At 72.4% G+C, this 13,645-nt stretch carries 11 protein-coding genes; 7 read left to right on the forward strand and 4 right to left on the reverse strand.

Annotated features, from left to right (window positions below; translation table 11 throughout):
• Nucleotides 1-1,264: 1,264 nt before the first annotated feature.
• The 4 genes from ABZ896_RS31515 to ABZ896_RS31530 are packed head-to-tail and all read left to right on the forward strand — an operon-like array spanning nt 1,265 to nt 5,624.
• Nucleotides 1,265-1,771 carry a toxin gene (locus ABZ896_RS31515; RefSeq protein ID WP_360936527.1) on the forward strand — a complete coding sequence of 169 codons (507 nt, stop codon included), beginning with the start codon at nt 1,265-1,267 and terminating at the stop codon, nt 1,769-1,771.
• Complete coding sequence (locus ABZ896_RS31520) at nt 1,768-3,012, forward strand: MAB_1171c family putative transporter (protein ID WP_360936529.1); 1,245 nt, start codon at nt 1,768-1,770, stop codon at nt 3,010-3,012. Before ABZ896_RS31515 ends, ABZ896_RS31520 begins: the two co-directional genes overlap by 4 nt.
• Nucleotides 3,009-4,175, forward strand: a complete 1,167-nt coding sequence (locus ABZ896_RS31525; protein WP_360936531.1) for an MAB_1171c family putative transporter — start codon at nt 3,009-3,011, stop codon at nt 4,173-4,175. The genes ABZ896_RS31520 and ABZ896_RS31525 overlap by 4 nt, the downstream gene beginning before the upstream one ends.
• Nucleotides 4,176-4,214: 39 nt before the next feature.
• Entirely contained in the window at nt 4,215-5,624 is a 1,410-nt protein-coding gene (locus tag ABZ896_RS31530; protein WP_360936533.1) for an FAD-dependent monooxygenase, read from the forward strand.
• A 41-nt stretch (nt 5,625-5,665) separates the two neighbouring features.
• Here the strand turns inward: ABZ896_RS31530 and ABZ896_RS31535 are convergent, their stop codons facing one another.
• Nucleotides 5,666-6,526 carry an SMP-30/gluconolactonase/LRE family protein gene (locus tag ABZ896_RS31535; protein WP_360936535.1) on the reverse strand — a complete coding sequence of 287 codons (861 nt, stop codon included), beginning with the start codon at nt 6,524-6,526 and terminating at the stop codon, nt 5,666-5,668.
• Entirely contained in the window at nt 6,523-7,296 is a 774-nt protein-coding gene (locus ABZ896_RS31540; RefSeq protein ID WP_360936537.1) for an IclR family transcriptional regulator, read from the reverse strand. The genes ABZ896_RS31535 and ABZ896_RS31540 overlap by 4 nt, the downstream gene beginning before the upstream one ends.
• Nucleotides 7,297-7,503: 207 nt before the next feature.
• On the opposite strand from ABZ896_RS31540, the gene ABZ896_RS31545 reads away from it, so the two are divergent.
• Nucleotides 7,504-9,495: a TerD family protein gene (locus tag ABZ896_RS31545; RefSeq protein WP_360936539.1), complete on the forward strand. Its 1,992-nt coding sequence runs from the start codon at nt 7,504-7,506 to the stop codon at nt 9,493-9,495.
• A gap of 5 nt (nt 9,496-9,500) precedes the next feature.
• On the opposite strand, the gene ABZ896_RS31550 is transcribed toward ABZ896_RS31545, so the two are convergent.
• Nucleotides 9,501-10,724 (reverse strand): helix-turn-helix domain-containing protein, encoded by a 1,224-nt coding sequence (locus tag ABZ896_RS31550; RefSeq protein ID WP_360936541.1) that lies wholly within the window; start codon nt 10,722-10,724, stop codon nt 9,501-9,503.
• A 3-nt stretch (nt 10,725-10,727) separates the two neighbouring features.
• On the reverse strand, nt 10,728-10,880 hold the full coding sequence (locus ABZ896_RS31555) for a hypothetical protein (protein WP_360936543.1): 153 nt from the start codon (nt 10,878-10,880) through the stop codon (nt 10,728-10,730).
• A gap of 409 nt (nt 10,881-11,289) precedes the next feature.
• Here ABZ896_RS31555 and ABZ896_RS31560 point away from each other — a divergent pair, with 409 nt between their 5' ends.
• Both ABZ896_RS31560 and ABZ896_RS31565 read left to right on the forward strand, forming a co-directional pair.
• Nucleotides 11,290-12,279 (forward strand): DUF3068 domain-containing protein, encoded by a 990-nt coding sequence (locus tag ABZ896_RS31560; RefSeq protein WP_360936545.1) that lies wholly within the window; start codon nt 11,290-11,292, stop codon nt 12,277-12,279.
• A gap of 193 nt (nt 12,280-12,472) precedes the next feature.
• The gene (locus ABZ896_RS31565; protein WP_360936547.1) at nt 12,473-13,642 is read left to right on the forward strand and encodes a glycosyltransferase family 4 protein; all 1,170 of its coding nucleotides are present in this window, start codon (nt 12,473-12,475) and stop codon (nt 13,640-13,642) included.
• Nucleotides 13,643-13,645 lie beyond the last annotated feature (3 nt).

Consider the following 13,645-nt stretch of genomic DNA (forward strand, 5'->3'; position numbering starts at 1 on the left):
GTGAGCGCCGCGCCCGCGTTGGACAGCCGTAGCACCCGCATGCGGGGGAAGCGGTCGGCGACCGCCCCGCCGAGCAGCAGACGGGGGACGAGGGGGAGGGGTGAGGGGGTTGGGGGGGGCGGGGCGGTGCGGGGGTGTAGGGGGCGGGGTCTCGGCCGAGCGGGAAAAGGTCAGGGCTTCGACGGGGTGGGGAATTGGTAGGGGTGGCTGACGGGCAGGCGGGGGCTTCGGGCGGCAAGCTCCAGCTGGCGAGGACTTCGGGTAGGGCGACAGCCAGGTCGGGGGCTTCTGTCGGGAAGCTCCGAGAGGCGGGGCTTCGGGCGGGGTGACTGCCAGGTCAGAGGCTCTTGTCGGGAGTGGTCGGCGGCCAGGGGGCAGCAGGCCGAGGGAGTATGCCTAGGGGCTTCAGCAACCGCGGAAGCGATACTGGCGGCCGACTGCGGGGCCCGGTTGCGCCGAGCGGGGACGTGCACCGACACCAACTTCTGAACCCGCCACGGGGCGATACGGGCGGCGGGAGCTCCGGACCGGGCTCTGAGCAGTACGGGTGGCCGTAAGGCGGCGTACGGGCGAGCGCAGTAAGGGCAGTTGGCAAGTGGCGGGCGGCCGGGGCGCGATGTGCCGGTGCGGACAGGGACAGGGCAGGCGCCCTGAGTGTGCGGCCTGGGTTGCTCGGGGCCGACGGTCTAGGCCGGCCAGGGCGCTCCCTCCTGGTGGGCGGCTGGTGGGACGAGCCGTGCGTGGGCCGGTATCGGTGTCGGCTCGGGAGGCGACGGCAGGGGTGGGTTGCGGTGCTCCCCCGGTGCCGTCCCGGCGCCCCCCGTGCTCCCCCGGTGCCGTCCCAGTGCTCCCCGGTGTCGTCCCGGCGCCCCCACGGCGCCGCCCCCGTGCTCCCCCGGTGCCATCCCGGCGCTCCCCCAATGCCGTCCGGTGCCATCCCAGTGCTCCCCGGTGCCGTCCCGGCGGTTTCGGCAGTGTGGGGGGGGCTGCCCGGAGTTGGGGCGGGAGGGTTCGGTTTCGTCGGTGGGCTGTCCGGAAGCCGGTCGCGTGAGGGCGGCTTTCGTCGGGGGCGCCGCTCCCGTTCGTTCGCGAGTGTGTCGGTGGGTTTCGGCCATCGCGAGGGCACCGCACCGGCACCGTTCATCCGGGTCGGTCCCAATCCTCCCCGTCCAGCAGCCGAGGCGGCGCAGCCGAAGGTGGCCGCGGCCGCACGGATGTTGCATATTGCACAGGATCGAACTGCCGCGCAGCCACGGGGAGAACCGTGCGTACCAACAGGGAGATGCGTCGCCTCGCCGACGCCCTCATCGACCCGATCCGGGTACCGGTGCCCGCGGATCCCGAGACCCTGTTCGACGCGGTCGTGGAGTCCGCCACCCGGTGGCGGGGCCGAAGGATCGTCGTCCACCGGGCCGTCTTCCCTCCGCACACCGCCAGCGGCCTGTGGCTGGAGCGCGAGCACCACGACGACGTCATCGTCGACCGCCGAGCCGCCGTATGGCACCAGACCGTCATCTTCTGCCACGAGGTGTGGCACATGCGGCAACGCCAGGAGGACACGGCCGGCGCCCCCGGACAGGCCGCCGCGCGCACCGACTTCACCCTGGCCGACGAGCAGGAGGCCGACCGCTTCGGCATCCTGATGGGCCGCCGGCTGCGCACCTGGCTGGAGGCCTCGACCGACTCCGTGTACGCGGACCCGGGCGAGGGCGACCAGGACCTGGCCGGACGGATCGGGGCCGCCCTCAACTACCGCGGGACCCGCAGATGACCGGCCTGACCAACTACGTCAGTGCCGGTGTCCTCTGGCTCGGACTGCTGGTCAGGACCCCGGACCTGGTCCGCCACCGCCGGGACCCCTATCTGTGGGCCATCTGCGCGGTGCTGGGCCTGGCCGGCCTCTGCTTCGTGCTCGGCGCCGCGCCCACGGTCGGCGCGGTCAACCACCTCAGCGGGGTGCCGAACCTGGCGGCACCGATGACGTACGTGGCGATCACCGCGTACGGCGCGGCCTCGCAGGTCCTGGTCGTGCACTGGCGGGGCGGCCCCCGGGTGCGGCGGACGGCCCGCCGCTGGATCCTCGCGTACACCGGCGTGGGCGTCGGCATCGCGGTGCTGTTCGCCCTCGGCGACGCGCCCGTGGAGCGCCGCACCGACCTGGACACCTACTACGCGAACACCCCGTACCTCAGCGAGATGATCCTGCTCTACCTGCTCGCCCATCTCGTCGCCGTCGGCTCCACCGCGGTCTCCGCCCTGCGCTGGGCCCGTGAGGTGAGCGGCCCGCTGCGGGCGGGCATGACGGCGCTGGGACTGGGCGCGCTGTGCGGCTGCGGGTACAGCGGGGCCAAGCTGGTCGCCGTGACCGCCCGCTGGAGCGGCCGCGACTGGACGGGGCTCGGCTCGTCGGTCTCGCCGGCCCTTGCCGGACTCGGCGCGCTGCTGACGGTCGCCGGTGTCCTGACCCCGCTCGCCTGGCCCCGGCTCGCCCGGTGGCGCGCGGCCCGACGCACGTACGCGCGACTGGAGCCCTTGGAGCGCGAGTTGGACGACCTCCTCACCCGCCGCTCGCTGCGGCTGCCGTATCCGCGCTGGGCCTCCCCCGCCACCCGGCTGGTGTGGCGCCGGACCAGCATCCACAACGGGCTGAGCCACCTCGACGGCTATCTGGACCGCTCCTTGTACGACGAGACCCTGGACGCCGCGCTGCGGCTCACCGCCGACTCCGGGCGGGCGACGGCCACGGCCTGGGCGGCGGTCATCGTGGCGGCGGCCCGCGAGGAGGCGCTCGCCGGGCGCGGGCAGCGGGTCCTGGTCGGCGACTCGGGCGCACCGCCCGCGGAAGGAGCCGATACCGCCCGGACGGCCGCGTGGTTTCCGCAGTGGGGGTTCGAGCCGGACGAACTCGCCCGGATCGCCGACGCGTTGGACGGCGAACCGCTCGCGCGCGGTGCCGGGACCCCGGCCGGTGCGGTCAAGTCGGCGACGAAAGAAGGGAGTTCCCGCGAGTGAGTCTCGTCGTCTACCTGGCGGCCGCCGTCCTCGCGCTGTCCGCCCTGGTGCTCTTCCGCCGGCCCCGTACGGCCGTGCGCAACCCCCTGACCGTCTCCACGTACGTGACGATCCTGCTCGGAGCGGTCGTCTTCTGCTGTTCGGCGCCGATGACCCTGGCCGCCGTCAACTCCCTCACCGGCATCCCCAACTTCGGCGCCCCGCTGACGTACGGCATGCTCACCGCGTACAGCTGCTCGCTGATCGTCCTGCTGGTCCACTGGCGGGGCGGGCCGCCCGCGCGGATACGGCGGCTGGTGCGGCGCGCCGTCGCGGTGTACGCGCCGCTGGTCGTGGCCGTCGTGGTGCTGTTCGCGCTCGCGGACGCGCGCACCGAGCGGCTCACCGACCTCGACACGTACTACGCCGACACGCCGTACATGCGCGAGATGATCGTGCTCTATCTGCTGGGCCACACGGCCGCCATCACGACGCTGTCCTGGATGTGCCTGAAGTGGGGGCGCGAGGTCACCGGGCTGCTGAGGACCGGGCTCCGGCTGATCGTGGCCGGCGCGATGCTGGACCTGGTGGGCTTCCAGCTGACCAAGTACACGGCGGTGGTGGCCCGTTGGACCGGTCACGACCTCGACTTCCTGTCCACCGGCGTGGCCCCGCCGATGGCCTCGCTCGCCGCCCTGATCTGTTCCGCCGGGTTCGTGCTGCCCCGGCTGCTGCCGGCGGCCGTGGGGCACTGGCGCGGGCTCAGGGACTACCGCAGCCTCGCCCCGCTGTGGTCCCGGGTCGGGTTCGTGTCGACGGCCCCCAAACCCCCCGCGTCCTGGTGGCAGTTGCCGCAGGAGCGGCTGCACTGGCGCGAGGTGGCCATCCATGACGCGCTGCTCGCGCTCGCGCCGTACTTCGACGACCGGGTGCGGGAACGGGCGCTCGCTGCCGCCCGCGGCGAGGGCCGGTCCCCGCACGAGGCCCGGATCGTCTCCGAGGCCGCCATGCTGACCGCGGCCGCCCGGCGCGCCGCGGCCCGGGAGCAGCCGGTGGAGACACCGAGCACCCACCGGCTGCACGCCACGGAGATCTCCGGTGCCGCGGGGCTGGTGGAGTTGGCGCGGGTGCTGGGACGAACTCCCGCCGTGGACACGGTGCGTGAAGGTACGGTGAGAGCCTGAGTGCTCCGCTGGGAGTGCAGGCAGAGTACGAGGGGTCGCATGTCGCGTAGAGCTGTCGTCATCGGTGCCGGACTGGCCGGCATGCTGGCCGCGGCGGCGCTGTCCGGTGTCGCGGACGAAGTGGTCGTCCTGGAACGCGACGAACTGCCCGACGGCCCGGAGCACCGCAAGGGCCTCCCGCAGGGGCGGCACGCCCACCTCCTGATGGCCGGCGGGCTGGCCGCCATGGAGGACATGGTCCCGGGCGTGAGCATGCGCAAGCATCTCCTGGCCGCCGGGGCGCACGAGATCCCGCTCAACTCCGGGATGGTGGCCCTCACTCCGGAGGGCTGGCTGCGGCGCTGGCGCCCCGAGGGGCCGCGGATGCTGACCTCCAGCCGGGCGCTGCTGGACTGGGCGGTACGGACCGCGGTGCTCTCGAACACCGCGGTGGAGGTCCGGCGCGGTCAGGTGACCGGGCTGCTCGGGGACGCGGCGCGGGTCACCGGCGTACGGCTGTCGACCGCGGCCGGGGAAGAGGACCAGGACCTCACGGCCGACTTCGTGGTCGACGCGAGCGGGCGCGGGTCACGGGTCGTCAACTGGCTGGGAGCGCTGGGCATTTCGGGCATCCGCGAGAAGAAGGTCGACGCGGGTCTCGTCAACGCCACCCGCATCTACCGCACACCCGAGGGCGCGGAGCGCTTCCCGCTCACGATCATGCAGGCCAACCCCTATCTCTCGCTCCCCGGCCGGAGCGGGATGGTGCTGCCCATCGAGGGCGGGCGCTGGATGGTGAGCCTCGCCGGCACCCGCGGCGGCGGGGAGCCGCCGTCGGACCCGGAGGGCTTTCTCCAGTACACCCTGGACCTGCCGCACCCCCTGGTGGGGCAGCTGATCTCCGGCGCCGAACCGCTCACCGACGTGTACGTCAGCCGCAGCACCAGCAACGAGCGGCGCTACCTGGAGAAGGCCGACCGGTGGCCCGAGCGGTTCCTGGTGCTCGGCGACGCGCTGGCCACGTTCAACCCGGCCTACGGACAGGGCATGTCGGTGGCCGCCCTCGGTGCGCGGGTCCTCGCGGACGAGCTGCGGGGCACCGGTCTCGACGGGGCCGGACTCGCGCTGCGGGCGCAGCGGGGGGCGGCGCGGTCGGTGGAGGCCGCGTGGACGATGGCCGTCGGCCAGGACGTGTGGTTCCCCGAGACGCGGGGCGGCGCGCCGAGCTTCGCCGACCGGGTGCTCACGAGGTACACCCGCCGTCTGATGCGTACGGCGACCGGCTCCTACCCGGCGGCCGCGGCCCTGTGGGACCTCACGAGCCTCACCGCGGGGCCGACCCGGCTGCTGCGCCCGGGCGCGCTCCTCGCGGCGCTGGCCGGTCCGCCCCTCCCGGCGGCCGCGGGGCCGCCGTTGACGGAGGGCGAGCGGAAGATCCTGCGGGAGCTGGACCGCACGGTTTCGGCGTAGTCGGAGTGGGGGCGCCCGCCGGGGAGCCCCCTTCCCGTCTGTCAGCCGGCGAACGCCGGTTGCGGAAGGCCCTTGCCCGCGCCGGGCACCACCAGGAGGGAGCCCGCCATCGGGTGCGGGTTCTCCAGTCCCACCCGCGCCGTCGTGACGTACAGGTCGGAGAGGTCCGGGCCGCCGAACGCGCAGGCCGTGATCAGCGGGGTGGGCAGCGTGATCGTACGGTCGAGCCTGCCGTCGGGTGTGTAGCGGCGTACCGCCGACCCGTCCCACAACGCCACCCACACACAGCCGTCCGCGTCGACGGTGAGGCCGTCGGGGTAGCCCGCGCCGTCCTCGATCTCGGCGAACGTCCGCCTGCCGGTGGCCTGTCCGTCGGCGTGGTCGAAGACGTCGATACGGCGGGTCGGGGAGTCGATGTAGTACATCAGCCGCCCGTCCGGGCTCCACCCGGTGCCGTTGCTGACCGTCACGTCGTCGAGGACGGTGGTGTGCGTGCCGTCGGCGGTGAGCCGGGACAGGGTGCCGCCGCCGGGGGCCTCGTCGTAGCGCATGGTGCCGGCCCAGAGGGAGCCGTCGGGGGCGACGGCGGCGTCGTTGGCGCGGCGGCCGGGGACGGGCTCGTGGTGCAGCCAGCGGACGGAGGCGTCGTCGTCTTCGTCGATCACGGCGATGCCGTCCCGGAGGTTGAGGACGAGACCGCCGGCGGTGCGCGGCTTGACGGCGCCGATGTGCTGGTCGAGGGTGCGGACCGTGCGGTGCCCGGAGGTGGGGTCGTAGGTGTGCAGGCGGGCGCCGAGGATGTCGATCCACAGCAGCCTTTGGCGTACGGCGTCCCAGGTCGGCCCCTCACCGAGGGTCGCCTCGGCGCGTACGGCGACGTCGTACTGACTGAGGTTGCTCATGCCACGCTCCGGTGGCCGAGGCGCTCCGACAGTTCGGCGGCGCCCTTGGCGGCGAGCTGCTCCAGCTCGACGCGGCGGTCGTCGCTCCAGCGGATCATCGGTACGGAGATGGAGAGCGCGGCGACGACCTGCCCGGTGCGGTCGCGGACCGGCGCGGCCACGCAGGAGACGTCCGGGTTGGACTCGCGGCGCTCGACGGCGACCCCGCGCTGCCGGATCTCGACGAGGGCCTCGCGCAGGGCGGCGGGGTCGGTGATGCTGTTGGGGGTCATGGCGACCAGCCGGGTGTCGTCCGGGATCCGCGAGCTGAGTTCCGGCTCGGAGAGGGAGGCGAGGAGCATCTTGCCGACGGAGGTGCAGTGGGCCGGGAGCCGGCGCCCCGCGGCGGACACCATCCGCACCGCGTGGGTGGAGTCCACCTTGGCGATGTAGATGACGTCGGTGCCCTCCAGGATCGCCACGTGCACGGTCTCGTCGCAGGTCTCGGCGACGGACCGGGCGACCTGCTGGCCCTCGGCGGCGAGGTCGAGCTGCTCGGCGTAGCGGCTGCCGAGCTGGTACGGCCGTACTCCGAGCCGGTAGCGTCCGGGCTGCCCCGGGACCTGGACGATGTACGACCGGGCGGCGAGCGTGGTCACCAGTTCGTGCACCGTGGTGCGCGGCAGCTGGAGCCTGCGCACGATGTCGGGGGCGGAGAGCGTCCCGTCTCCGTCGAGGAAGAGCTCGAGAATGTCGAGAGCCCGGGTCACGGCAGGTACGAGGCGTCCCACAACCGGCCCCCTCCCTTTGCGTCTAAGGCGTCTGCGTTCGAAATTTCAACAGACGATCGGCATAACGAACACAGGCTAGCGACAGGGCGTTTACTCGGGCAATGGGTGTGCGGGGCGAGGGCCTGGTACTACTGTCTTCGTGTGTGACACGTCACGTTGTGTGCGTGTTCAGGGGGACGTGGTTCTTGGGGGGATCTCGTGCACGACATGACCAAGGGGTCGAATGCCACGCTGTCGGCGCTGAGCGAGGACATCGGATCGGTGATCGTCAGCCTGGGCTGGAGCAGTCCGGCCGGGGACGGTGACGCGGACGTGTCCGTCTTGCTGCTCGGGCCGGACGGCAAGGTGCGCAGTGACGCGGACTTCTACTTCTACAACAACCCCGTGGCCGCCGACGGCAGCGTGCAGTTGCTCGACAAGGCGCCCGTCGAGGACGGCGACGAGGACCGGATCGGGTTCGATCTCACCGCCGTTCCATCCGAGGTGGAGCGGATGGTCGTCGCCGCGAGCCGGTACGGTGACGCGCGCTTCGGGGATCTGGACGATCTCCGGGTGACCCTGGCGGACGCCTCCGGCGAGAACCTGCTGAGGTTCGCCGTGGGCGACGCCGGCGCCGTGAGCGCGATCATCTTCGGCGAGCTGTACCGGCGCGGGGACGAGTGGAAGTTCCGGGCGGTGGGGCAGGGGTACGAGTCCGGGCTCGCGGGGCTGGCGACGGACTTCGGGGTGGACATCGACGACGACGCGGGCGACTCCGTCGAGGGGGAGCCGGTTCCGGTAGCGGCGGAACCCGTCGCCGCCCCCGCGCTGAACGCCGTACCGACGCCTCGACCGGCGGAGCCGGAGGCTCGGAAACCGGTCGGGCGGCCTCGTACGGCGAAGAAGAAGGTCACCCTCCCGAAGGCTCCCCGCAAGTCCCTCGCCGACAACGAGACCTGGAAGGGCGCCCGGCTCTTCCCCGTCCCCGCGCTCAAGAGCGACCGGGACCGGGAGACCCGGGCCACCTCGGTACTGCTGTCCGTGATGGCCCAGGTGCCCGAGTTCGGCCGTAGGCTCACCGCCGCCTTCGGGGCACCGGCCGGCCGGATGGAGACGTTCACCGAGGTCTCCCTCCCGCACGGCGAGACCCCGCGCCGCCCCGACGGGGTGATCCGCGTCGAGCGGGCCGGCAAGCTCTGGACCGCGCTGGTGGAGACCAAGACCAACGGCAACGCGCTCAGGCCCGACCAGGTGCAGGCGTACATGGACATCGCGGCCCGGCGCGGCTACGAGGCCGTGATCACCCTGTCCAACGACGTGGCCCTGGAGGGCAGTCCGCTCGTCGACGTCAAGATCGACGGGCGGCGCAAGCACAAGGTCGCGCTACGGCACCTGTCCTGGGCCGAGGTCGCCCACCAGGCGCAGCTGCTGATCCGCCACGAAGGCGTCGGCAACGCGGCGCACGCCTGGCTGCTCCAGGAACTCCTCCACTACGTCCAGCACGAGCACTCCGGCTGCCACGGCTTCCAGAACATGGGCCCGGCCTGGGTCCCCGTGCGCAACGGCATCGACGACGAGACCCTGTGCCAGGGGGACCCGCGCGCCCTGGAGGTGGTCGAGAGCTGGGAGCGGCTGGTGCGCCAGGTGTGTCTGAGGCTGGGCGGCGAACTGGGGCAGCGCGTCCTGCCGGTCCAGCGCGCGAAGCGCGGCACCGACCCCGGCACCCGCCGGGCCCGGCTCGCCGACCAGCTCTGCCTCGACGGCAGGCTCCAGGCGGAACTGCGCATCGAGGACGCCCCCGGTCCGCTCGCCGTCGGCGCCGATCTGCGCACCGGTCGGCTGCGCACCTGCGTGGAGATCCCGGCGCCGGACCAGGGCTACCCGCTGACCTGGGCCAAGCGCCTGCTCCACCGCCTCGCCGAGGCACCGGCCGACCTGCACATCGAGACGCTGGTCGAAGGCGAGGTCGGCGGTCCGCGCGGCACCCTGGAACGGCTGCGCCCGGAACCGGCCGACCTGCTCCCGAAGAACAGCGCGACCGCCATCACCGGCTTCCGGCTGTCCCTCTTCAGGAACATGGGCAACTCCCGCGGCGGCGCCGAGACCGGTTTCATCCGCAGCGTCGACGAAGCAGTCCACCGCTTCTACACCTCGGTGATGATTCACCTGGACGCCCCTCCGGCCCGGCGGACCCCGGCGAAGGAGCCCGTCAGAACCTGACCGGATCAGGTCAGCTCACCCTTCAACCTCCGCGCCCGCAACACCAGTTCCAGCTCGAACCGTCGGTCCGGGTCGTCGATCTCGTCGCCCCAGAGCTCGCGGATCTGGCGGAGGCGGTAGCGGACCGTCTGGGGGTGGACGCCGAGGCGGGTCGCGACCTCCGGGGCTCCGCCGCGGGTCTCCAGCCAGGCCAGGAGGGTCTCCGCGAGGCGGCGGCCGTGGGTGGGGCCGCAGTGGGCGAGGGGGGCCAGGCAGCGGACGGCGAGGTCGTCGATGAGTTCCTCGGGCTGGAGCAGGACGAGGGCCTCGGTGTGCTCGGTGCAGTAGAGGACCTCGCCGGCCGGGAGCAGCGCGCGTTCCATCAGCCGTACCGCCGCCTCCGCCCAGCGCAGCGACTTCGCCGCGTCCGGCAGCGGGACCGGCGGGCCGATCGCGCCCGCCCAGCCGGTCAGGGCGCGGTGCAGGAGTTCGGGGCGGCCGGCCGCGTCGGGTTCGGGGACGACCATGCGGGGTTGTTCGTAGTCCATGTCCAGCAGCACGCCCTGGCCGACCGCGGGGGCGACCGCCTCGCGGGCGGGACGGAGGAGGACGCCGACCGCGACCTTCTCGGGGAGGGACCAGCCGACGCGGGCCGCGCGTTCGGTGAGTGCTTCGGCCGGGTCGCCGCGGTGGCGGTCGGCCAACAGGAGTTCCATCAGGCGGCGTTGGAGGCGTAAGCGCTCACCGGCCTGGCGTGCGGCCGCCTCCGCGTAGCCGCGCACCGACTGGTCGACGAGGCCGTCGAGGTACTCGTAGCCCGCGTCGACGAGTTCGTACATCGCGGGCGGGGGGATCTCGACGCGCTGGCCGATGTCGGCGAGGCGGCGCCAGGCCAGGCGGACGCCCATGCGGTAGATCGCCTGGAGGGAGTCGAGGCTGCGGCCGTTCAGGCCCTCGCCGCGGCCGAACTCCTGGAAGACGCCCGGCGGTACGGTCGGGCGGCCCTCGGCGGTCTCCAGGTGCTGGATGAAGACCTCCAGGGCGCGGCGGATGCCGACGAGGGCCATCGGTTCGCCCGACTCGTCGAGGACCTCGGGCAGACGGGGGTACTCGCGGCGGATCTCGCGCAGGATCTCCTCGGCGAGGGCGGGGGCCTCGGCCAGGGCGATGGCCGCGAAGCGGCGGACCTGGAGGCGGGGGACGTCGTGCCAGGCCGAGCGGGCGTTCACGGCTGCCGGGCGGGCGGCCATGCGTCAACTCCCTTGATCGGCTTGCTCGTACGTGATCAGGGGGGTGTTGGGCTGGTCGGGGGTCGCCTCCAGCAGCGCGACGATGCCGAGTGCGGCACCCAGGGCGAGCAGGGCGGCGGCCACCACGGTCAGCGCGGCGGCGAGCAGTCTGGACATCGCAGGGGCAGCCTCTCTCGAGCGGCTCGGTTCCGGCGTACATCCCCACCCGGTTGCCCGGCCCGTCCCGTGACCCACCCTGCCTGTCGCCCCAGTGTCGACAGGACCCTCACCGTCCGTCAAGACATTGACACTCCGTCAAGAGACGCCTACGGTCTCCGGCCCAAGGGCCCTGTCGTCACGCTCCCGCCTGCCCCGCGACGCCTGGCACGCGCATCTGCCGCGTTGTCGTCGGTCGCCGACGCGCCGCGTCGCCCGACGCGGTAGCGGCTGATGTCACAGCCTCCTCCGCCTTGCAGCTGCACGCACCAGACGCCGCGGGGCCCGCCCTTCGGGCGGACGACGGGAGCGTGACGACAGGGCCCTGAGCGGCCCGAACTCCGTCAACTCACGACACAGGAGTGTCCGGATGCGCCGTACAGCCTCTCCAATCTCCCTGATTCTGCTGGGACTCGGCACGTTTCTGCTGGTACTGGCGCCCCTGCTCGCGTGGTACGTGACGCCTCGGGCCGCCGTGAATCCGATCGACATCGACCAGACCGCCGTCTACAAGGGAACGGGCTCCGTCTTCGACACCGAGGAGCTGGAGACCGTCCCGGACCAGCGGATCACCGTCACCCAGCGGGTGCGCGGGGACGTCGAGGCCAGTGAGCGCAGCGGGCGGGCGGCGGTGTGGGACGTCACCACGACCGTCGACACCGACAAGACGCTGCCGGCCGCCGACCCGCACGACGCCCTGGAGTTCGTCCCGCACCGCTGGGTGATGGACCGCAAGACCACCAAGCCCGTGCACTGTTGCGGCGAGAAGCCGTACATCGAGGGCGAGGCCTATCTGAAGTTCCCCTTCGACGTGCAGCGACGCTCCTACCAGTGGTGGGACAACTCCCTTGGCTCGACGGTGACTCTGCGTTACCAGGGTACGAAGAAGGTTCAGGGGTACACGGGTTACCGGTTCACCGGCACGGTCGCCCCGGCGAAGGTCGGCACCCGGCTGGTCCCGGGCACGATCGTGGACCAGCCGAACCGGCCGCAGGTGCTGGCCGAGGAGTGGTACTCCAACCACGGCATCGAACTCGTCGTCGACCAGCGCACCGGCCGCGTGATCTACGCACAGGTCGGCCCGAAACGCACCCTGCGGGCCCCCGGCGCCAAGAAGGACGCCGTGGTGCTGCTGGACAGCCGGAACATCGCGTTCACCACGGCCACCCAGAAGGAGGCGGTACGGCTGGCGAAGCGTGACAGCGGCCAACTCCGCGCGGTGGGCGAGACGTTGCCGATCGGGGCGGCTGTGGCTGGATTCGTTCTGGCGGTCGTGGGTGGCGTTTTGGTGGTACGCGGGCGAAGGCGCCCGGAATCGGATGATTCCCACGAAATACCCCAGCCTGTCCTCACGATGTGACGTGACGTCAGGTCTTACAAGCCCCGAATTTGTCACCTCCGTGAGTAGCCACGGGCAACGGGTGGGCGAAAACTGTCGAACCCCACCCGGGCACAGCCCGTCCATGCCCCCCACACGGAAAGAGCTCAGTCCCCCCACAGACTGCCCGAAAGACACCACTGAGTTCCGCACCCCGAGACGAGTTGGAGCACCCATGCCCCAGCACGTGCCGTATCCGCCGCGTGCCGCGTTCCCCCCGGTGTCGCCACACCCCGCGCCGCACGCGCCGGCACTCCCCCCACCCCCGCGCCGAATCGTTTTTCTCGCCCATCGTGACCTCGACAACCCCGCCGCCGGCGGCTCCGAGCTGCTCGTGGACCGGCTCGCCGACGGACTGACCCGGCTGGGCCACCAGGTGACCCTGCTCTGCGGCGGCCCCGCGGCCTACCGGGACTACCGGGTCGTGTCGGCGGGCGGCGAGTTCGGCCACTACCTGCGTGCGCGTACGGCCTTCAGCCGCCAGGTCGGCGAGACCGATCTGCTGGTCGAGGTCTGCAACGGGATGCCGTATCTGGCGCCGTTGTGGCACCGCGGGCCTACGTTGTGCCTGGTGAACCATGTTCACACCGATCTGTGGAAGATGCGGTTCGGGGGGCCGTTGGCGCCGGCGGCGCGGATCGGGCGAAGACTCGAACACTGGGCGTTGGCCGGGGCGGCGTCCCGGCACCGGAGTCTGATGGTCGCGGTGTCTCCCTCGACCGCGCATGCCCTCCGGGCGATCGGGGTCGAGCGGGAGCGGATCCGGGTCGTGCACAACGGGGTCTCCGAGCCGGGTCCTTTGAGCGCGCGCTCGTCGGAACCGCTGTTCGTGGCGGTGGGTCGGCTGGTCGAGTACAAGCGGGTCGATCTGCTGTTGCGGTTGTGGGAGCGGGTGCGGCCGGTGACCGGGGGGCGGCTGGTGATCGTCGGGGACGGGCCGGAGCGGGCGGCTCTTGAGCAACTCGCCGGTCCTGGCGTGGAGTTCACAGGTCATGTCTCCGAAGCCGAGAAGCATCGGCTGTTGTGCGAGGCGTGGCTGCTGTTGCATCCGTCGGCTGTGGAGGGGTGGGGGCTGGTCGTCACGGAGGCGGCCAGCAGGAAGACACCGACCATCGCCTTCGACGTGCCTGGGCTTCGGGATTCCGTCGTGGACGGGGAGACGGGGGTTCTGGCGCGGGGGGAGTCCTCGTTCGCCGCGGCCTGGTGCACGTTGGCCCTGTCGGGACATCGCCGTGAGCTGATGGGCAAGGCGGCGCGGGATCGGGCGGCGCGTTATCGGTGGGACCGGACCGTCAGACAGTTCCGTGTGGTTGCTTCGGAGGCGGTGAGGGGCGGAGGGCCGTGACGC

Origin of the sequence: Streptomyces sp. NPDC047072 (assembly GCF_040643855.1) — a bacterium.
GTDB lineage: Bacteria > Actinomycetota > Actinomycetes > Streptomycetales > Streptomycetaceae > Streptomyces.